This window comes from Billgrantia hypersalina (assembly GCF_052584175.1).
Genome location: NZ_JBMIQI010000018.1, coordinates 572,760 through 592,883 on the forward strand (window position 1 = coordinate 572,760; position 20,124 = coordinate 592,883).

At 64.4% G+C, this 20,124-nt stretch carries 19 protein-coding genes and 1 tRNA gene; 8 read left to right on the forward strand and 12 right to left on the reverse strand.

Annotated features, from left to right (window positions below; translation table 11 throughout):
- Positions 1-12: 12 nt before the first annotated feature.
- A complete protein-coding gene (gene folE / locus ACOJCM_RS17155; protein WP_445213285.1) occupies positions 13-570 on the reverse strand; it encodes a GTP cyclohydrolase I FolE in 558 nt (185 codons plus the stop codon).
- Between the two features lie 264 nt (positions 571-834).
- Between folE and ACOJCM_RS17160 the strand changes: the two genes are divergently transcribed.
- A complete protein-coding gene (locus tag ACOJCM_RS17160; protein WP_445213286.1) occupies positions 835-1,398 on the forward strand; it encodes a hypothetical protein in 564 nt (187 codons plus the stop codon).
- 37 nt (positions 1,399-1,435) lie between these two features.
- Here ACOJCM_RS17160 and ACOJCM_RS17165 read toward each other — a convergent pair whose 3' ends face one another.
- Entirely contained in the window at positions 1,436-2,422 is a 987-nt protein-coding gene (locus ACOJCM_RS17165) for a serine/threonine protein kinase (protein WP_445213287.1), read from the reverse strand.
- Between the two features lie 30 nt (positions 2,423-2,452).
- Positions 2,453-3,259 carry a ComF family protein gene (locus tag ACOJCM_RS17170; protein ID WP_445213288.1) on the reverse strand — a complete coding sequence of 269 codons (807 nt, stop codon included), beginning with the start codon at positions 3,257-3,259 and terminating at the stop codon, positions 2,453-2,455.
- A 176-nt stretch (positions 3,260-3,435) separates the two neighbouring features.
- Between ACOJCM_RS17170 and bioB the strand changes: the two genes are divergently transcribed.
- The 7 genes from bioB (at position 3,436) to bioA (ending at position 9,491) form a co-directional block, all read left to right on the forward strand.
- The gene (bioB, locus tag ACOJCM_RS17175) at positions 3,436-4,539 is read left to right on the forward strand and encodes a biotin synthase BioB (RefSeq protein WP_445213289.1); all 1,104 of its coding nucleotides are present in this window, start codon (positions 3,436-3,438) and stop codon (positions 4,537-4,539) included.
- A gap of 5 nt (positions 4,540-4,544) precedes the next feature.
- Positions 4,545-5,699, forward strand: a complete 1,155-nt coding sequence (gene bioF, locus ACOJCM_RS17180; RefSeq protein ID WP_445213496.1) for an 8-amino-7-oxononanoate synthase — start codon at positions 4,545-4,547, stop codon at positions 5,697-5,699.
- A complete protein-coding gene (locus ACOJCM_RS17185; protein ID WP_445213290.1) occupies positions 5,696-6,427 on the forward strand; it encodes an alpha/beta fold hydrolase in 732 nt (243 codons plus the stop codon). Before bioF ends, ACOJCM_RS17185 begins: the two co-directional genes overlap by 4 nt.
- Positions 6,428-6,546: 119 nt before the next feature.
- Positions 6,547-7,230: a methyltransferase domain-containing protein gene (locus tag ACOJCM_RS17190; protein ID WP_445213497.1), complete on the forward strand. Its 684-nt coding sequence runs from the start codon at positions 6,547-6,549 to the stop codon at positions 7,228-7,230.
- Complete coding sequence (bioD, locus tag ACOJCM_RS17195; RefSeq protein WP_445213291.1) at positions 7,227-7,928, forward strand: dethiobiotin synthase; 702 nt, start codon at positions 7,227-7,229, stop codon at positions 7,926-7,928. Before ACOJCM_RS17190 ends, bioD begins: the two co-directional genes overlap by 4 nt.
- 44 nt (positions 7,929-7,972) lie before the next feature.
- Positions 7,973-8,057, forward strand: a tRNA-Leu gene (locus ACOJCM_RS17200).
- Positions 8,058-8,225: 168 nt separating this feature from the next.
- Positions 8,226-9,491 (forward strand): adenosylmethionine--8-amino-7-oxononanoate transaminase, encoded by a 1,266-nt coding sequence (gene bioA, locus ACOJCM_RS17205; RefSeq protein ID WP_445213498.1) that lies wholly within the window; start codon positions 8,226-8,228, stop codon positions 9,489-9,491.
- A gap of 66 nt (positions 9,492-9,557) precedes the next feature.
- On the opposite strand, the gene lpxC is transcribed toward bioA, so the two are convergent.
- From lpxC to murD, 9 genes are all read right to left on the reverse strand, one after another.
- Positions 9,558-10,469 (reverse strand): UDP-3-O-acyl-N-acetylglucosamine deacetylase, encoded by a 912-nt coding sequence (gene lpxC, locus ACOJCM_RS17210; protein ID WP_445213292.1) that lies wholly within the window; start codon positions 10,467-10,469, stop codon positions 9,558-9,560.
- Between the two features lie 112 nt (positions 10,470-10,581).
- The gene (gene ftsZ, locus ACOJCM_RS17215; protein ID WP_445213293.1) at positions 10,582-11,748 is read right to left on the reverse strand and encodes a cell division protein FtsZ; all 1,167 of its coding nucleotides are present in this window, start codon (positions 11,746-11,748) and stop codon (positions 10,582-10,584) included.
- 33 nt (positions 11,749-11,781) lie between these two features.
- Positions 11,782-13,065 (reverse strand): cell division protein FtsA, encoded by a 1,284-nt coding sequence (gene ftsA / locus ACOJCM_RS17220; protein ID WP_445213294.1) that lies wholly within the window; start codon positions 13,063-13,065, stop codon positions 11,782-11,784.
- Between the two features lie 196 nt (positions 13,066-13,261).
- Positions 13,262-13,984: a cell division protein FtsQ/DivIB gene (locus ACOJCM_RS17225; RefSeq protein ID WP_445213295.1), complete on the reverse strand. Its 723-nt coding sequence runs from the start codon at positions 13,982-13,984 to the stop codon at positions 13,262-13,264.
- Positions 13,981-14,910 (reverse strand): D-alanine--D-alanine ligase, encoded by a 930-nt coding sequence (locus tag ACOJCM_RS17230; RefSeq protein WP_445213296.1) that lies wholly within the window; start codon positions 14,908-14,910, stop codon positions 13,981-13,983. The genes ACOJCM_RS17225 and ACOJCM_RS17230 overlap by 4 nt, the downstream gene beginning before the upstream one ends.
- Positions 14,907-16,319 carry a UDP-N-acetylmuramate--L-alanine ligase gene (murC, locus tag ACOJCM_RS17235; RefSeq protein ID WP_445213499.1) on the reverse strand — a complete coding sequence of 471 codons (1,413 nt, stop codon included), beginning with the start codon at positions 16,317-16,319 and terminating at the stop codon, positions 14,907-14,909. The genes ACOJCM_RS17230 and murC overlap by 4 nt, the downstream gene beginning before the upstream one ends.
- Before the next feature lie 58 nt (positions 16,320-16,377).
- Positions 16,378-17,433 carry an undecaprenyldiphospho-muramoylpentapeptide beta-N-acetylglucosaminyltransferase gene (gene murG, locus ACOJCM_RS17240; RefSeq protein ID WP_445213500.1) on the reverse strand — a complete coding sequence of 352 codons (1,056 nt, stop codon included), beginning with the start codon at positions 17,431-17,433 and terminating at the stop codon, positions 16,378-16,380.
- Positions 17,434-17,462: 29 nt separating this feature from the next.
- Positions 17,463-18,719: a putative lipid II flippase FtsW gene (ftsW, locus tag ACOJCM_RS17245; protein WP_445213297.1), complete on the reverse strand. Its 1,257-nt coding sequence runs from the start codon at positions 18,717-18,719 to the stop codon at positions 17,463-17,465.
- A complete protein-coding gene (gene murD, locus ACOJCM_RS17250) occupies positions 18,709-20,091 on the reverse strand; it encodes a UDP-N-acetylmuramoyl-L-alanine--D-glutamate ligase (RefSeq protein ID WP_445213298.1) in 1,383 nt (460 codons plus the stop codon). The genes ftsW and murD overlap by 11 nt, the downstream gene beginning before the upstream one ends.
- Between the last annotated feature and the right edge of the window lie 33 nt (positions 20,092-20,124).

The following is a 20,124-nucleotide window of genomic DNA, read 5'->3' on the forward strand; positions in this document are numbered from 1 at the left end:
TCGAATAGGCCCTCAGCGGCCGCAAACCAGGGTGAGGAACTCCTGACGGGTCGGCGAATTGTCTCGGAAGGCGCCCAACATTACCGACGTGGACATGCTGGAATTCTGTTTCTCCACGCCACGCATCATCATGCACAGGTGACGCGCCTCGATCACTACCGCAACGCCGTTTGCTTCGGTGACCTGCAGGACGGCCTCGGCGATCTGTCGCGTCAGGTTCTCCTGGATCTGCATACGGCGCGCGTACATGTCGACGATACGCGCGAACTTGGAAAGTCCAAGCACCTTGCCGCTGGGCATATAGGCGATGTGACACTTGCCGATGAAAGGCAGAAGATGATGCTCGCACATCGAGTAGAGCTCGATGTCCTTGATCAGCACCATCTCGTCGGTTTCGCTCTCAAACACGGCTCCGTTGACGATTTCCTCGAGCGTCTGCCCATAGCCACGGGTGAGAAACTGCATCGCCTTGGCAGCTCGCTTCGGCGTATCGCGTAAGCCCTCCCGGTCGGGGTCTTCACCGAGTTCAAGTAGGATCCGGCGATAATGGTTGGCTAGCTCTTCGTTCATGGACAGACCTGCGAGTGGTTATGCCGTTCGTCTCGTGATGGCCTGGCCATCGTCTTGAACTACAATGATTTTACAAAAATAAAATTTGTACAAATATTCGCTGCTCTCGAGACATATTCTACCGTAATCGAAGCCGCCCCGCAGTGGCGGTACGCCTGGAACCGCCACTGCGACATTCGTGACACTGCTGCACCGGGTTAGCTATGGTAGGATTTCCTGTCGAATCTGCCGCTACGCGCAACCTGGTCCCCTCGAGAGCCCGATATGATCAAGATTCCGGATGCGATACTGAAAGCCAGCGGACTGGCTATTCTTCTCTTGCCTCTCCACGCCGCGGCGGACACCCTCTCCCTGCCTGCCGAGGCCGATGTCGCCATGCAGGTCGTCGACGATCTGATCTTGGAGGATGGGAACGCGCGTCGCGACGACATTCTGCTGCGCCCCGTCACCGGCATTGGTGCAACGACCCACGAACTTCCCGAATACTGTGTCGTGGTGGCCGATGCCCGTCAGGATGGGGATCGCATGCGTATTACCGCCAAATCCTTGACCTGCATCGAGACCGAAGACGCCGATAGTCACATCTTCAGCGGTGAGTTCTCCGCGACGGCCTACGAGCGGGACGGCAGCTATGGACTTGCCACCTGCGAATCGGGCCGCTGCGAACTGGCCAGCGACCACGTGTTCCACCTCAATCTGGCCAACGGCCTCGAGATCGAGGAGCTGGACAACCCCTCTGCCCGCATCAACGAGCAGCGCCGTCAAGCCAACGGTGAGGGAGTCGCCAACCCGATCCCTGCCGAGCGCCCCGATCCCGATACAGATTGATCGCTCATACGGCGCGCCTTCCGTGTGCGCCCATGCCTCATGCCATCCAGCGCGGCGCCCGTTCGAGTAGCTGGCGCTGCTGCTCCAGTTGGCGGATGTGGGCATCCCAGTATCCGGCGTCGGCGACCCAGGGGAATGCCGGAGGAAAGGCAGGATCGTCCCAACGAGCCACCAGCCAGGCGCTGTGACGCATCAGGCGAAACGTACGTAGCGGCTCGATCAGCCTTAGCTCGCGGCGATCGAATTCCCGGTGCTGCTCGTATCCCTCCAGCACTTCGGAGAGCTGCATCTGCCACTCCGCCTCGTGCTGCGCGGTGAGCAGCATCCAAAGGTCTTGGATGGCGGGGGCCATCAGGCAGTCGTCGAAATCCACCAGGGCAAAGGTATCGTCACGGCCAAGCATGTTGCCGATATGGCAATCGCCCTGCACCCGGATCGCCCGCTCCGGCGCCCACGCATAGGCCTGCAGTTCGCCATGCAGCAATTCGGAAATGCGTTCATAGGCCCCACGCTGACGCCGGTCCAGCCAAGGGGCGCCCAACACGCGCTGCTGGGCCTCGCGTATCATTCCATCCAGCTCGAGCCGGCCGCGATGCACAAAGCCGGCTTGCTCGCCAACCGCGTGGACGGCGCCGATCAGCTCGCCAAGAGCGAACAGATGCGACGGATTCTCGAGTTCCGGCGCCTGCCCAGAAAGCTGAGGGAAAAGCGCCAGCCGAAACCCCTCGGCATGATGGAGGCTGCGACCCGTTTCATCGCGCCAGGGAGCGGCCACGGCAACGTTCTCGCCTCGCAGTTCGGAGAGAAAGTCATGCTCCTCCTGAATCTGCGCATCGCTCCAGCGCCCCGGGCGGTAGAACTTGGCCACCCAGCGCCGCGCTTCATCATCGTGCAGCAGAAAGACCCGATTCTCGTAGCTATTCAAGGCAAAGGGTTCGCCCGGCAACCAGAAGCCGAGAGACTCGACGGCTGCCACGACACGCGCCGGGGAGAGGGCTGCAAAGGGATGCGCTGTGCTCTGCATGTTCGTCACCGATTGAGGAGAAACGCCATGTTAGCAGCCGGGGCCCGCAGAGTGTGACTCCCCGCCCGGAAGTGGCGTGCGGGCCACCGCCCAGGCCTCCACCTCACGGGCACCGGCCGCCAGGCAGGCCTCGGCCAAGGCATCCAGCGTGGCTCCGGTGGTCATGACATCATCGAGCAGCGCTACGCGTGGAGGCAGCGATTCCTTCACCACAAAGCCACTGCGCAGGTTGCGGTACCGTTCGGTGCGATCGAGGCCACGTTGTGAGCGAGTATGCTTCGGCCGGGTCGCGCACGACATATCCAGACCATGACGCACCGCCAGGCGTCGAGCCAGCCAGTCGGCCTGGTCGAAGCCGCGCTGGCGGGCCCGCTTGGGATGGAGCGGCACCGGTATCAAGGCTTGCGGCCAGGCCAAAGCCTGCAGGCCCAGGCCGCGCTCAAGCAGTTCGAGCAATACATGGCCGGCACGCGGTGAGGCATGGAACTTGAAGCGCTGCATCAACCCTGCCACATCGTCCTCGTAGCGCAGCGGCACCCGCGAGCGCAGGAAGGCCGGTGGTCGCGTCAGGCAGCGACCGCAGAGCCTGGCCGAGCGCGAACCGGAGGGCAACGGCTCGCCACAGCTCGGACAGGCTGCCATGTTCCACGGCAGTGCCTCGAAGCAGGCCCGGCACCAGGCGCGCTCCGGCTCTGCCGGGGCCAGGCAGAAGCTGCAACGCCCCGGCAAGGCAAGAACCAGGCCGCGGTTGATGCCATGCCAGAGCGGCCGCAGCCAATGGCGCCATCGTTTGGCCTGTCCGCCTCGAAGCAAGCCATGCTCAGGTTCTGCTGCCATGCCGGCTTTCCTCTTCCTGGGCATAAATGAGGCAAGCTTACCATCGCCATGCAGTGCTCAGGGTATCGGCTCAAAAGGTCAACTTTAGATTTCTTCCGGGTTGACAGCTGGTCAGTTTCACGTACGCTCACAGTCAACTCCCGAGAAACGCAAAGTTGACCAAGACGAGCCCCACCATGACCGATGCCCTGCAAGCCGGCCCGAACGCACCAGCCGTCAATCAAGCACCGATTCGTCACGACTGGTCGCTGACCGAGATCGAAGCGCTCTTCGCCCTTCCTTTCAATGACCTGCTGTTTCGCGCCCAGGGGGTGCATCGCGCCTATTTCGACGCCAATGCCGTGCAGGTCTCCACCCTGCTGTCGATCAAGACCGGTGCCTGTCCCGAGGATTGCAAGTATTGCCCCCAGTCAGGTCACTACGCCACTGGCCTAGGCAGGGAGAAGCTGCTCGAGATCGAGAAGGTGGTCGCCCAGGCCAAGGCCGCCCAGGAGGCCGGCGCCAGCCGCTTCTGCATGGGTGCTGCCTGGCGCAGCCCGCGCGAAAAAGACCTGGCCGTGGTGCTGGAGATGGTGCGCCGGGTCAAGGCGTTGGGACTCGAGACCTGCATGACGCTGGGCATGGTCGACGCCGAACAGGCCTCACGCCTGGCCGAGGCCGGCCTCGACTATTACAACCACAATCTCGACACTTCGCCGGAATACTATGGCGAGATCATCACCACCCGCACCTATTCCGACCGCCTGGAGACCTTGGGCAACGTCCGCGAAGCGGGCATGAAGGTCTGCTCGGGCGGCATTCTCGGCATGGGCGAGGCGCCGCGCGACCGAGCCGCCCTGTTGCAACAGCTGGCCAGGCTCGATCCGCATCCCGAATCGGTGCCTATCAACCTGCTGGTCAAGGTACCCGGCACACCGTTGGAAGAAGTGGAAGACCTCGACCCCATCGAGTTCGTACGCGCTATCGCCGTCGCCCGCATCCTGATGCCGGCAAGCCATGTACGCCTCTCGGCCGGCCGCGAGCAGATGGATGAATCGACCCAGGCGCTGGCGTTTCTTGCCGGTGCCAATTCCATCTTCTACGGCGACAAGCTCCTGACCACCGGCAACCCGCAGGCGACACGCGATCGCGCTCTGTTCGACAAGCTCGGGCTGCATCCCGAGCGCCGCGAGACTTGCCACGACGACACCCGACAACAGGCCGCGCTTGAAGAGGCACTGATCCGACAAGCGGGCGAGACCCGCAGTGCCGCACTGGCCTACGACGCCACCCAGGCATGACCGCGATGCCGGCTTCCGCTCACGTCTGGCCCGAGCGCCTCGCTGTCGCTGCCGCCCATCGCCAGGCGCAGGGGTTGTGGCGGCGGCGAAGTACACCCCATGCCGAGCTGATCGACTTTGCCGGCAACGACTACCTTGGGCTGGCCGGCGATCCCCGGCTGGCCGAGGCCCAGGCGGAAGGCGCCCGCCGATTCGGTACCGGTGCCGGCGCCTCGCACCTCGTCAGCGGCCACCGTGAGGTCCACGAAACGCTCGAGCGGCGCCTGGCCGAACTCGTCGGGCGCCCCCGTGCGCTGCTATTTTCCACCGGCTACATGGCCAACCTGGGCACCCTGCAGGCCCTGTGTGACAGTGACACCCACGTCTTCCAGGATCGGCTCAATCACGCCTCGCTGATTGACGGTGCCAAACTGGCCGGGGCCCGCTCGCGACGCTTCCATCATCTTGACCTCGGCGATCTCGAGCGCCTGCTGAACCGGGCGCCGATGAGCTCGGCCAGACTTGTCGTCAGTGACGGCGTATTCAGCATGGACGGTGACGTAGCCAACATCAGCGGCCTGGCGGAAACAAGCTTCCGCCACCACGCCTGGCTGATGATCGACGACGCCCATGGCCTGGGGGTGCTCGGTCAACATGGCGACGGTTGCGTCGGCTACGCCCATGACGTCGAGCGCGTCCCGATCCTGGTGGGCACCTTGGGCAAAGCGCTGGGTACCGCGGGTGCCTTCGTGGCTGGCAGCGAGACGCTGATCGAGCATCTGATTCAGTTCGCCCGCCCCTATGTCTACACCACGGCACAGCCTCCCGGCGTGGCGGCCGCCACGCTCGCTGCACTCGACGTTCTCGCCGCCGAGCCGGAACGCCGGGAGCGGCTACGGGACGCCATCACTTATTTTCGCCATGAAGCAAGCCGGCTCGACCTGCCGCTGGCCGACTCCTTCACTCCCATTCAGCCGCTGGTTCTGGGTAATAGCCAACGCGTCATGCATTGGGCCGACCGTCTGCGCCAGGAAGGGCTGCTGGTCGGCGCCATTCGCCCTCCCACCGTGCCCCAGGGCGAGGCACGACTCCGCATCACCCTCAATGCCGCCCACGATAAGCCAGCGCTGGATCGCCTGGTCGAGTCCCTGGTGCGCCTGCACCAAGAGGAAACAGCATGACGCTGGTGTTGCTCTCCGGTTGGGGCATCGACGCTAGGATCTGGCAGCCGCTCGCCTCCTACTGGCCGCCAGGCATCGAGGTGAATACCCCCGACTGGCCGGGCTATGGCACACGCGCCGGCGAAACGACACCGGCGACCCTGGCCGAGCTGGCAAGCGCGATGAGCCATGTCTTGTCGGCCGATGCCGTCTGGGTCGGCTGGTCTTTCGGTGGCCTGCTTGCCGGTTCGCTGCTGGCGCACCTGCCCGCACCGCGCGCCCTGGTACTGATGGGAATCGGCTCACGCTTCTGCAGCGAAGACGGTGTCACGCCAGCGGAACTGGCCACCTTTCGCCGTGCCTTCGAGCGTGAACCCCACGCCACCTGGCAACACTTCCTGCGCTGGCAGCTACAGGGGGAGCCCTCTCCCCGCTCGGCACATTGCCGCCTGGTCGACCTCCTGGGTCGGCTTCCCAGCGCTTCGGGCGAAACGCTGGCCTTGGGCCTCGAGCAGTTGGGGCAACTCGACCTCTCCGAGCAATTCCTGGCACCGTCCTGCCCGATCCGCCGGCTGATCGGCGAGCGGGACCCACTGGTAGGCGAGACTGCCCGACAAGCGGCCGACATGCTGCTCGCTGACAATGGACACTGTCCCATGTTGACGCGCCCGGATAACCTGACGAGTCATCTGGTCATGCTGCTGCAAGATATCGTCCAACAACCAAAAGCCGGCGAGGCTGTCCTGTGACACCGGCAATGCAATACTCCACTGCACCTTTCGAAGCCAGCGTCTGGCGCCGGCAAGTGGCACGAGCATTCTCACGCTCGTCGGAGCGTTACACTCGCCTGGCCACGGCACAACAGCGGATGGGCGAAGCGCTCTGGCCCTTGCTCCCACCAAGAGCGAGCCGCGTGCTCGACCTGGGCTGCGGTCCGGGCCACTGGGGCAGGCGACTCGCAGCCCGGTTCGGCTTGGACTGCCGCGTGTTTGGACTTGACTTGGCCATGGGCATGCTCGATATAGCCCGCCGGGAATCTGCGACGAATATCGACTGGCTGTGTGCGGACGCCGCTGCCCTGCCCCTGGCCAATGGCCGAGTGGATCTGGTCTTCTCCAACCTTGCCATCCAGTGGTGCCCCGATCTCGATGAAGTCATGGCGGAGCTCCATCGGGTGCTGCGTCCCGGCGGGCGCGCCGTGATCAATACCCTTGGCCCCGGTACGCTGAGCGAGGTCGCCCAGGCCTGGTCGTCGCCCCAGGCCTTGCTCGACTTTCGCGCACGAGACCAATACACGGCCTGCGCCCGCCTGGCCGGTTTCGCGCAAGTTCGCTGCCTTGAAGTTACCGAACGCTTCTTCTATCCGGACTTGGCAGCGGTCATGGCCTCGATCAAGGGGGTCGGGGCCCAGACCCCACGCCCTGCCGCACGACTCACCCGCTCCGACCTAACCCGCGCCCGGCAACGCTTCGAAGCGTTGCGCGAGCCAGCGGGACTACCGGTTAGCTACCGTCGCCTCACCCTACTTCTCGACAAGGAAGCGGAAGCATGACGTGCTACTTCGTCACCGGTACCGATACCGACGCCGGCAAGACCCTGGTGACCGCCGGGCTGCTGGCCCTGGCCCGCTCGCGTGGCCTGAGCACCCTCGGGCTAAAGCCCGTCGCTTCGGGATGCCGGCGAACCGACGCCGGCCTGCGCAATGACGACGCCCTTGCCCTGATGGCGCGAAGCATACCGACACCGGCCTACGAGACGATCAACCCCTTCGCTTTCGAACCGGCTATCGCCCCACACCTGGCGGCTCGCCAGGCGGGAGTGAGCATCGGCCTCGCTCAGCTCAGCAAGCATGTCGCTTCACTGCTGGAAGAGCCACGTGATCTCGTCCTGGTAGAGGGGGCCGGGGGCTGGCGCGTGCCGCTCAGCGACGGCGAGGACCTCGCTGGCCTGGCAACTCATCTCGGCCTGCCGGTCATCCTCGTGGTCGGTCTCAGGCTCGGCTGCCTCAACCATGCCCGCCTGACGGCCGAGGCCATACGCGCGGATGGAGCGATGCTGGCTGGCTGGGTCGGCAACTTGCTGGCCGTCGACTTCGCCCGTGACGCCTCGCTATATGCCGACAACCTGGCCACGCTGCAGCGCACCCTCGATGCGCCATGCCTGGGGGTGGTGCCGCGCCTGAGCCGGGTGGCTCGAGCAAGGCGCCCGGAAGCCGCCATTGCCCATCTCGAGCTGCCCAATGGCGATTGACTTGCGACCGAGGGTCCGTACAATGTGGACGCCTGCCCAGCCCTGCGGATGTGGTGGAATTGGTAGACACGCCAGATTTAGGTTCTGGTGCCTTCGGGCGTGGGAGTTCAAGTCTCCCCATCCGCACCATCGCGGCTCGCGCCTGACGAGCTTCGCGATACCCTTGCTACCCCCCAAGCCAAAGTCCTCGACGACCCCGGTGGCTGCCGTGCCTCCGCTCGGTTTCAGTGCGCCACGGGTAATTCCGGCTCACGCCCCGTCGTTAAACATATTTCTCCGGCCCGAAACGGAGGCATGATGGCTTCCCCCGTCTGGCATCCCTATGCCCACCTGCGAACCCAGCAAATCGCCCCCAGGGTCGTTGGCGGCGAAGGCCCCCGCTTCACCTTGGAGAACGGCGAGACACTGCTCGACGCCACCTGCTCATGGTGGTGCATGATCCATGGCTACGGTCACCCGCGCCTGGTCAATGCCATCAAGCAGCAGGCCGACACCTTGTGCCACGTCATGCTAGGCGGCCTGACCCATGAACCCGCCGACCGCCTGGCCAGCGAGCTGGTGCGGATCACGCCGCCGGGACTCAACCATGTCTTTTTCTCCGATAGCGGTTCGGTGGGCATGGAAGTGGCCATGAAGATGGCAGTGCAGTACCAGCACCTACGCGGAAAACCCGGCAAGCATCGCATGCTGTCGCTGATGAAGGCCTATCACGGCGACACCAGCGGCTGCATGGCGGTATGCGATCCCGCAGAGGGGATGCATCGCCTGTTCACCGGTTACCTGCCCAAACACCATTTCGCCCCGGCCCCCGCGGCGCCGTACGACGCCGATCCCAGAGCCGTGGAGCATGACCTCCTCGCCTTGCGCGCAGTACTCGAGCGCCATCACGATGAACTCGCTGCGTTGCTGATGGAACCGCTGTTGCAAGCCGCCGGCGGGCTGAACATGACATCACCGCTCTATCTCAAGCGGGCTCGCGCACTCTGCGATGAATTCGACGTGCTGCTGGTGTTCGATGAAGTCGCCACCGGCTTCGGCCGCACCGGCAAGCTGTTCGCTGCCGAGCACGCTGAGGTGACGCCGGACATCATGGTGCTCTCCAAGGGATTGACCGGCGGCTACCTGGGTCATGCCGCGACGTTGGCCACCGATCGCGTACATGACGCCTTCATCGGCGACACCCCGCTGCACGCCTTCATGCACGGCCCCACCTTCATGGGCAACCCGCTGGCCTGCCGCGTGGCGCTGGAGAGCCTCGCCGTGTTCGAGGAAGAGCACTATCTGGACAAGATCGCCAGCCTGAACCGGGTATTGCGCGATGAACTGCTGCAAGACCCAGCACTGCGCCACCATCCGAGGGTGAACGACGTCAGGGTGCTGGGAGCCACCGCCGTCATCGAGGCCAGAGCCTCAGGCGACCTGGCCGGCGTCGCCTCCTTCGCTCGCGCACGGGGCGTCTGGCTACGCCCCATCGGCCGCTGGCTCTACACCATGCCGGCCTACGTCACGTCTGAAGCGGACATGTGCCGCATCGCTCATGTCATGAAGGAGTGGTTTCGCTGACGACAACGCCGCCCTCTAGAGGACGGCGTTGGGCGTATCCGCTTGAAGGTACCGCTACCGGGGCCGTCAGGCCATGGCCGGCTGGGCATAGGAGATTGGCGCCAGCTCGCGTTCCTTCTCGAAGGTGACGATCTCGTAGGCATCGGGCTGGGCCAGCAGGGCGCGGCACAGCTGGTTGTTCAAGGCATGACCCGACTTCACACCGCGGAACTCGCCGATCAGGCTGTAGCCCAGCAGGTACAGGTCGCCGATAGCATCGAGCACCTTGTGTTTGACGAATTCGTCCTCGTAGCGCAGCCCACCCTCGTTGACGATGCGGTAGTCGTCGACGACGATGGCATTGTCGAGACTTCCGCCTAGCGCCAGGTTGTTGGCGCGCAGGTATTCGAGGTCACGCATGAAGCCGAAGGTCCTGGCGCGGGAGACTTCCTTGACGAAAGAGGTCGTGGAGAAGTCCACCACGGCGGTCTGCTTCTGGTCTTCGAAAACCGGGTGATCGAACTCGATGGCGAACGATACCTTGAAGCCCTGATGCGGCAGGAAGCGTGCTTCCTTGCCATCCTCCTGTACCACCACTTCGCGCTTGATGCGGATGAACTTCTTCGGCGCTTCCTGTTCGGCGATGCCCGCCGATTGGATCAGGAACACGAACGGGCCGGCACTGCCATCCATGATGGGCACTTCGGGCGCACTGAGGTCGATATAGGCGTTGTCGATTCCCAATCCGGCCAGAGCGGACATGAGGTGTTCCACTGTCGCGACCTTGACGTCATCGCAGGAAAGCGCGGTACACAAGGTCGTGTCGGTAACCAGAGCAGCGCTGGCCGGTACCTGGACTTCAGGCTCCAGGTCCGTACGCACGAACACGATACCAGTGTTCACCGGGGCCGGACGCAAGGTCAGGTAAACCTTCTTGCCGGAGTGGAGGCCAACGCCGGTGGCGCGGATGGTATTTTGCAGGGTGCGTTGTCTGATCATGGGCAGTAGCCAGGCCGTTGTAAAGTTATCAAACACCGTTCACTATAACACCGAACGAGTGTTTCAACAAAAAAACATCTCCCGGCTCTGCCCAAGCGTGCGATAGCTTTTATCAATCAGCCTGTCGACGCAGGAAGGCCGGGATGTCGAGGTAATCGTCAAGTTCCTGAGGAGAGCGGCGCTTCTCAGGCTGCGGCTTGGCGGCCTCCTGGGGCTCGGCCTTGGCCACCGCGCTCTGCTGGCGCATGGCCGGCTGCGGGCGCTGGCGATATTCGTTGCCCTCGCTGCGCTTCGCCGTCTGGCTTTGTGCCTTGACCTGGCGCCCCTCGAGACCCGCCGCCACCACCGTCACGCGCAACTCGTCGGTCATGTCCATGTCGATGGACGTGCCCACGACGATGGTCGCATCCTGGGAAGCGAACTCCTGCACGGTGGCGCCCACATCGTTGAATTCACCGATCGACAGGTCCGGCCCAGCCGTGATGTTGACCAGGATACCGCGTGCTCCATGGAGGTCGATGTCCTCCAGCAGCGGGCTGCGAATGGCCTTCTCGGCCGCCTCGCGGGCGCGGTTCTCGCCGGTGGCGCCACCCGTACCCATCATTGCCATGCCCATCTCCGACATCACGGTGCGGACATCGGCGAAGTCGACGTTGATGATGCCCGGGCTGGTGATCAGCTCGGCAATGCCTTGCACGGCGCCCAGCAGCACGTCATTGGCGGCGCTGAAGGCGGTCAGCAGGCTGGCGTTCTTGCCCAGTACCGAGAGCAGCTTCTCGTTGGGAATGGTGATCAGCGAGTCGACATGCTCGGAGAGCTCCTTCATCCCCTCTTCGGCGACGCGCATTCGCTTCGGGCCCTCGAAGGGGAACGGCCGGGTCACCACCGCCACGGTGAGGATGCCCAGCTCCTTGGCCACCTGGGCCACGACCGGTGCGCCGCCGGTGCCGGTGCCGCCGCCCATGCCGGCGGTGATGAAGACCATGTCGGCACCGCTGATCAGCTCGGCGATACGTTCACGATCCTCCATCGCGGCCTGACGGCCCACGTCGGGGTTGGCGCCGGCACCAAGACCCTTGGTGATCTCGTTGCCGAGCTGGAGCACGGTCTTGGCGGCCACCCGCTTGAGCGCCTGGGCATCCGTGTTGGCGCAGATGAACTCGACGCCTTCGATATTGCTTTCGACCATGTGGTTGACGGCATTGCCGCCGCCCCCACCTACGCCGACGACCTTGATGACCGCACTGCTCGAGGGTGCGCTATCTACCAGTTCGAACATAAGCCCCGTCTCCTGGACCGCGCCGCGGCCCTGTCAGAAATTTCCTTTCAACCAGCCCTTGAGTTTTGCCAGCGCCGGAATCCCTTCTCCTACCCCACGCTGGGAGACGTCATCACGCCTGGGTGGTGCAGCCACCGCCCTGCCCTCGCGGCCATGCCCATGCCGAGCCTCCTGAAGGGCGTAATGTAGCAAACCTACACCGGTGGAATAAATCGGATTGCGCACCACGTCGGACAGCCCGCGCACATTGAGAGGGCAGGCGATGCGAACCGGCATGTGAAAAATCTCCTCGGCCAGCTCGACGACGCCCTCCATGCGTGACGTACCGCCTGTCAACACGACGCCGGCCGCCACCAGGTCTTCATAGCCGCTGCGCCGCAGTTCGTCGCGGATCAACGTGAAAAGTTCCTCGTAACGCGGCTCCACGACCTCGGCCAAGGCTTGGCGCGATAGATCGCGGGAAGGGCGATCGCCCACACTCGGCACCTTGATCATTTCGTCGCTGGCGGCCAGTTGCGTCAAGGCGCAGGCGTACTTGACCTTGATCTCTTCGGCGTACTGAGTCGGTGTGCGAAGCGCCATGGCGATATCGTTAGTGACCTGGTCGCCAGCAATGGGAATCACCGCCGTGTGGCGAATGGCACCTTCGGTGAATACGGCAATGTCGGTGGTGCCGCCGCCGATGTCGACCATGCAGACCCCGAGTTCACGTTCATCCTCGGTCAGCACCGCCATGCTGGAGGCAAGTTGCTCGAGAATAATGGCATCGACTTCCAGGCCGCAACGACGCACGCACTTGTCGATATTCTGTACCGCATTGAGTGCTGCAGTTACAAGATGGACACGCGCCTCCAGACGTACGCCGGACATACCGAGCGGCTCGCGAATGCCGCCTTGGGTATCGATGGAGAATTCCTGAGGCAAAACATGAAGTACACGTTGCCCTTCGGAGATGGCTCGAGCCCGAGCTGAATCGATGACACGATCAATATCGGAAGGCGTCACTTCACGCTCTTTAATCGCCACCACGCCATCAGAATTCATCGAACTGATATGGCTGCCCGCCACGCCGACATACACCGAATGGATATCGCAGCCGGCCATCAGTTCGGCTTCTTCCACGGCACGCTGAATCGACTGTACCGTCGACTCGATGTTGATCACCACGCCTTTCTTCATGCCACGTGATGGGTGCGATCCGATGCCGGCAATCTCGATGCCACCGTCATCGGTTGGCTGTCCGACAATGGCCACTACCTTGGATGTTCCTATATCCAGCCCGACTACCATGTTGGATGAGTTGGAAGTGACTGCCATGCGCCGGAGTGTCTCCTGAACTTTGAACCGCTGGGTAACCCATTATTCTGATAAAAAGGTCATTGCGCCCATTATAGAAACAATTGACGTTAAACCACCAGTCCATTACGAAAAACCTGGATCACGATACGGGTTATTGGCGACAAAGAAAACACTGAAACAGCGACAAGACGGGATCAAAACGTGACGAAAGGTTTCAACCGGCGTCGTCGTCCTCTTCCTGGACCTCGGTTTCACCATGCCAGGCCACGGCGACACCGTTGGGATAACGCAGATCGATATAGCGAATGTGCGATGCCTGCGGCCCCAGTTGCCGCTGCCATGCGGCCGACAACCTGGCCAGGCGCGCTTCGCGATCGTTGCGCCCCAACATGACCCATACGCCGTCGTCCAGTTCTAGACGCCATGCGCCGCGGGGCTCCAGCCGCAGCTGCGTGATGGTCAGCCCCTGCCGCTCGAAGCGTGAGCTGAGCCGCTCGTGGTAGGCCAGAACCTCGGCACCGCTGCCCACTGGGCCAGCCATGTCCGGCAGTCCTTCGGGCGGCTCAATCGGCGCGAAGGCGAACGGCTCACCCTTTGCGTTAAGCAGGTAATCGTCGTTCCAGCGTGCCACCGGAACCTGCTCGACCAACTCGAAAACCAGCGCGTAGGGCCACTCACGCGACAGCCGGACCTCGGCCAGCCAATCGATGTTGCGTGCCGCGCGGCGCAGCTCGGGCAGGTCGGCGGAGAGCCAGGTCTGCCCCTGCAGCAGCGGTGCGAGCTGCGAACGCAGGTAGTCAGCGCTGACATGATGCAGCTCACCGCGGATCGCCACCCGTTCGATGGGCCGGTCGAGCCAGGTCCACAGGGCACGTCCACCCGCCCCCAGCAGGATCAGCAGCAGCAAGATACCCAACGTGGAGCCACGGGTACTCATGCCCTGCACGACTCCAGCGAGGTACGCAATATGCGCAACACCAGCTCATCGAAGCCAATCCCGGCATGTGCGGCAGACTGGGGTACCAGGCTATGGTCGGTCATGCCCGGCGAGGTGTTGACCTCAATCAGCCAGAACCCTCCCTCCCGGTCACGCATCACGTCGACACGTCCCCACCCCTCGCCGCCAACGGCCACGAAAGCTCGGCGGCACAACTCACCAAGCGCCGCTTCGCGTTCGGCATCGAGGCCGCAAGGGAGATGATAGCGGGTATCGTTGGAGAGGTACTTGGCTTCGTAATCGTAGAACCCGCTGGGCACTTCGACGCGGATGGCCGGCAGTACGCGCCCGCCCAACAGCGACACCGTGTACTCTTCGCCACGGATGAAGCGTTCGGCCATGACACGGGCATCAAAGCGGGCCGCCTCCTGGTAGGCCGATTTCAAGGCCTCCCGGCTTTCGACGATGCTGATGCCCAAGGTCGAACCTTCGTGCACCGGCTTGACGATCAACGGCAAGCCCAGCTGCGCGACGATGCCGTCCCAGTCGGCATCGTCGGCCAGCATCAGCGACTCGGGGGTAGGCAGCCCTTCTGCCTGCCAGATCTGCTTGGTACGCTGCTTGTCCATGCCCAGCGCCGAGGCCAGCACGCCGCTGCCGGTATAGGGTATGCCCAGCAGCTCGAGGGCGCCCTGGAGGGTTCCATCCTCACCGCCGCGGCCATGCAAGGCGATGAAGACTCGATCGGGGGCCAACGCCTCGAGCCCTACCAGCCCCCCTTCGGCAGGATCGTAGCCAAAGGCGTCGACGCCGCTGCGCTCCAGTGCCGCCAGCACCGCCGCCCCGCTCTTGAGCGAGACCTCGCGCTCGGCGGAGTTCCCGCCGTAGAGCACCGCGACCCGACCGAATTGCTGCGCTTGCGTCATAACACCACCTCATCGAGAATCAGCCGGCTCTCGGCCAGCCCCTGAGCGATGCCGCCCACGTCGCCCGCGCCCTGCGTGATCAATATATCGTCGTCGCGCAGTACTCTGGAAAGCAGCGCCGGCAATTCCGACTTGTGCTGCACGAAAATCGGGTCGAGGGAACCGCGCTGGCGTATGGAGCCGGCCAGGGTCTTGCCATCGGCGCCGGGAATGGGGGCCTCGCCGGCGCTGTAGACATCGAGCAGTAGCAACACGTCCACTCCGGCAAGCACGCGCACGAAATCCTCGTACAAGTCGCGGGTACGGGTATAGCGGTGGGGCTGGTAGATCATCACCAGTCGACGCCGCGGCCAGCCGGCCCGCACTGCATTGATGACCATTTCCACCTCGCGCGGGTGATGGCCATAGTCGTCCACCAGCATGACCTCACCGCTGCCGCTCGGCGGCTCAAAGCTGCCGTGCACCTGGAAGCGCCGCCCGACGCCGGCAAAACCCGCCAGCCCGCGCAACATCGCAGCGTCCTCGACGCCGGCATCGGTGGCCACGGCGATGGCCGCCAGAGCGTTCAATGCATTGTGCCGACCTGGCATGCCCAGGCGGACTTCCAACGGAGCCAGCCCATCGGGGCGCAGTGCGGTGAAACGAATCTCGCCGGCCTGCTGAGTGAAGTCGGCAATTCGATAATCGGCATCCTCGCTGAAGCCGTAGGTGACGAACTGACGGTGAATGCGGTCGAGCAACCCGCGTACGTGCTCATCGTCGATGCACAGGATGGCCAGGCCGTAGAAGGGCAGGTTGTGCAGGAACTCGATGAAGGTGCCCTTGAGCCGTTCGAAATCCCCCCCATAGGTGCTCATGTGATCGGCATCGATATTGGTGACGATGGAAACCATCGGCTGCAGGTGCAGGAACGAGGCGTCGGACTCGTCGGCTTCCGCCACCAGATAGTCGCCCTCGCCGAGTCGCGCATTCGTCCCGGCACTGGTCAGCTTGCCGCCGATGACGAAGGTCGGATCGAGCCCTCCTTCGGCCAATAGCGTTGCCGTCAGGCTAGTCGTGGTGGTCTTGCCGTGGGTACCGGCCACCGCGATACCATGGCGAAACCGCATCAGTTCGGCGAGCATCTCGGCGCGGCGCACCACTGGCACGCGATGCTCGTGTGCCCAGCGAATCTCGGGATTAGCAGGCTCCACGGCGGTGGAGACCACCACCACGTCGGCACCCAGCACATTATCCTCATGGTGACCGATGGCCACTCGGATACCGTGCTCGCGCAACCGGGACACTACCGGCGAAGCCTTGAGGTCACTGCCGCTGACCCGATAGCCCTGGTTGGCAAGTACTTCGGCAATGCCGCACATGCCGGCACCGCCGATGCCCACGAAATGGATGTGTCGAATCCGGCGCATGCCCAGGCCACGCCCGTGACGTGGCAGCTTTGCCTGGCCGGGAATCGGCCTCACGTTGCTATCGCTCAAGCGCTGTCTCCATGCAACCGGCCACCATGCGCTCGACGGCATCGAGGTGCGCGCAGTGGCGCGCCTGTCGAGCCATGGTGGCGAGAGTGTCGGGGTCGAGCAGCGTCGCCAGGCTCTCGGCCAGCGCCGCTGCACTCATATCCTTCTGCGGGATCAGGCGGGCCGCGCCCGCCGCCACCAAGGCTTCGGCATTGGCCGTCTGGTGGTCATCCACCGCGTGAGGCAAGGGCACGAACAGGGCCGGCTTGGCAGCGGCGGCCACCTCGGCCACGGTGAGCGCACCGGCCCGGCACACCACCAGGTCGGCCCAGTCGTAGGCCTCTGCCATGTCGTCGATGAAGGCGCTCACCTCGGCATCGACACCCTGCGTCGCGTAGGCCTCGCGGGTCGCCACATCCTTGTCGCGGCCGGCCTGGTGGCGCACCTCGGGACGGCTCACCTCGGGCAGCGTGGCCAGTGCCTCGGGCAGGCGCTGGTTGAGCGGCTGCGCCCCCAGCGAGCCCCCTACCACCAGCAGCCGTAGCCGCCGTCCACGCATCGCCTGTGCCTCTCGCGGCGACGCGCCCAGGGCCGCGATATCCTCGCGCACCGGGTTTCCAACCACCTCGCCCCGGCTACCGAAGGCCTGGGGGAAGGCGGCGTAGACGCGCCGCGCCAGTCGTGCCAAGGCACGATTGGTCATCCCTGCCACGGCATTCTGCTCGTGTATGACCAGTGGCCGGCGCAGCAGCCAGGCCGCCAGGCCGCCGGGGCCGCTGGCGAATCCCCCCAGCCCCACCACCAGCGCCGGGTCGAGCCGATGAATGATGCGCGCTGCCTGCCACACGGCACGGCTCAGGTTGAACGGCGCCTTGAGCCATCCCGCCAGGCCATTGCCGCGCAGCCCGGCTATCGAGATACGGTGCAGGGGGAGCTCGGCCGCTGGCACCAGGCGGTTCTCGATTCCCCTCGGGCTGCCCAACCAGTGCACTTCCCAGGCCTGTGCCTGTAACCCACGCGCCAACGATAGCGCAGGTATGACATGCCCGCCGGTGCCGCCCGCCATGATCAGTACGCGCCGCCTTGCTACCTGCTTCACTTCATGACCTCGTGTCCGTCGAGCCTGGGCTCACGCCGGCCCAGGGTTTCCCGCGGTGCCGTGGGCGTGGCACGCCGCAGCGCCGCGCGTGTGTCGATATCGGCACGCAGCAGTAGCGCCATCATCATGGTACTGATCAGCAGGCTTGAGCCGCCATAACTGAGCAGCGGCAGCGTCAGCCCCTTGGTCGGCAGCATCCCGGTGCTCACGGCGATGTTGATGAAGGCCTGGGCGCCGATCACCAGGGCGATCCCATAGCTGACATAGGCGGCAAAGGCGTGCCCCGCCAGTTCGGCTCGCCGTCCCACCGCCAGAGCGCGCCAGATCAACAGCGCGAACAGCCCCACCACGCCGATGGCGCCGAACAAGCCCAACTCCTCGGCGAGGACGGCAAAGACGAAGTCGGTATGCGCCTCGGGCAGGTAGAACAGCTTCTGTACGCTGTTGCCCAGCCCCATGCCCAGCCAATGGCCGCGCCCGAAAGCGATCAGCGCCTGGGTGAGCTGGTAGCCGCTGGCGAACTGATCTGCCCAGGGGTCGGAGAAGCTTGTCAGGCGCGCCAGACGATAAGGTTCGGCAATCGCCACATAGAAGCCAAGCAGGCCCACCGCCGCCAGTATCAGGACGAATCGCCCCCAGGGGGCACCCGCCAGCAGCAGCATGCCCATGACGCACCCGGTCATCACCACCACTGCCCCATAGTCGGGCTCGAAGATCAGCAGCAGGGCAATGACGCCCATCACCAGCAGTGGCCGCAGGAAGGCGCCCCAGCTACGGCGAACCTCGGGCAGAAATCGCTCGAGATAGCCGGCCAGATAAACGATCAGGCACAGCTTGGCTACTTCCGATATCTGCAAATTGAACGGCAGCAGCGGAATGGCCAGCCAGCGGCGGCTACCGTTGACTTCACGACCGACCAGCAAGACCAGCAGCAGCAGTACGATGCTGACCAGCAGCAGCAGCGGTCCATTGGCTCGCCACCACGCCAATGGCGAACGCAGCGTGGCTGCCGCCGCGAACAGGGCCATGAAGACGAACAGCGCGTGCCGCTGGCTGAAGTACCAGGGGTTGCCGGTCAGGCTCGCCGCCACCTCGGTGGAGGCCGAGGTAACCATGATCCAGCCGATCAGAATCAGTGAAAGCGCCGCGAAGAGCAGCCACCCGTCGAACGGTTGATTGCGGGTCGAGAGTCGCTCGCGCAGCTGTCGCAGCCGGGCAACACTATGGGCTGCTCGCTTGGTCCTAGACACCATGTCCCGCCTCCTCGGCAAACTGCTGGGCTCGCTGTCGAAACGCCTCCCCACGGGCTTGATAGCCTGGGAACTGATCGAGGCTGGCGCAGGCCGGCGAGAGCAGCACGCAGTCGCCCGGCCTGGCGATCTTTCGCGCACGCTCCATGGCCGCCTCGAGATCGGCGACGCGGGTCACGGTCACGCTACCTTCCAGGGCGCTGGCAAGCTTGTCGGCATCGGCGCCGAACAGAATGGCTTCACGCCCATGGCGCGCCATGGGCTCGGCCAGCGGCGTGAAATCAGCTCCCTTGCCGAGCCCGCCCGCGAGCAGCACCAGACGCCCCTGCAGGGTCGGACCCAGCCCGGCAAGCGCGGCCAGGGTGGCGCCTACGTTGGTGCCTTTCGAATCGTTGATCCAGGGTATACCGCCGACATGGGCAACCAGCTCGCTGCGATGCGCCAGCCCCTTGAAGCGGCGCAGCACCTGACACATCGACTCGAGAGAAAAACCGAGACGGCTGCCCATGGCCAAGGCCGCCAGTGCATTGGCCTGGTTGTGCCGACCGGCCAGTCCCAACTCGGCGGTCGCCAGCACCGGCGTGCTGCCATGCATCAACCAATCGCACCCACGGTGTGTGGCAATGCCCCACTCCAGCCCTTGCGGTGGCTGGGTAGTGAAGCGATCCATGGCCGAAAGCGGCTCGAGCGGCCATGTCATGGGGTCCTCGGCGTTGATCACGGCGTGTCGCGCGCCGCGGAAGATACCCAGCTTGGCGGCGCGATACCCCGCCATGTCGCCATGACGATCCAGATGATCCTCGGAAAGGTTGAGAAAGGCTGCGGTCTCGGCACCCAGGCACGGCGTGGTCTCGAGCTGGAAGCTGGAGAGCTCGAGTACATAGAGCTCCGCCCCGGGGACCTCGACCAGTAGATCGAGCGCCGGCGTGCCCAGATTGCCCCCGACCGCCACACGGCATCCGGCGGCTCTTGCCATGTCGCCAAGCAGTGTGGTCACGGTGGACTTGGCATTCGAACCGGTGACGGCCGCGATGGGAGCACGCGCTGCGCGCACGAACAGGGCGATCTCCCCCACGACCAGCGGCTCGCCGTCATCCCGCCGGCGTCCGTGTATTTCGGCCAGCCCCGGCGTATGCGGGTCGACGCCGGGGCTCACCACGATCTCCTGCGCCTCGCTCATGTCAAGCGTGGCGAGGGAGCCGCAGTGAAGCGGCACGCCAGGGTGAGCGGCACGGAATTCATCGACTCCCGGCGGCGTGGCTCGGGTGTCCACGACCATGAACGGCGTGCCTTCCCGAGCCAGGTATCGGCAGATCGCCCGACCGGACAGGCCAAGCCCGACCACCAATGTCACACCCTTCGGCACCTTGAGCATGCAAGCCTCCTCGCCCGGTCGGAGCGGTATCGC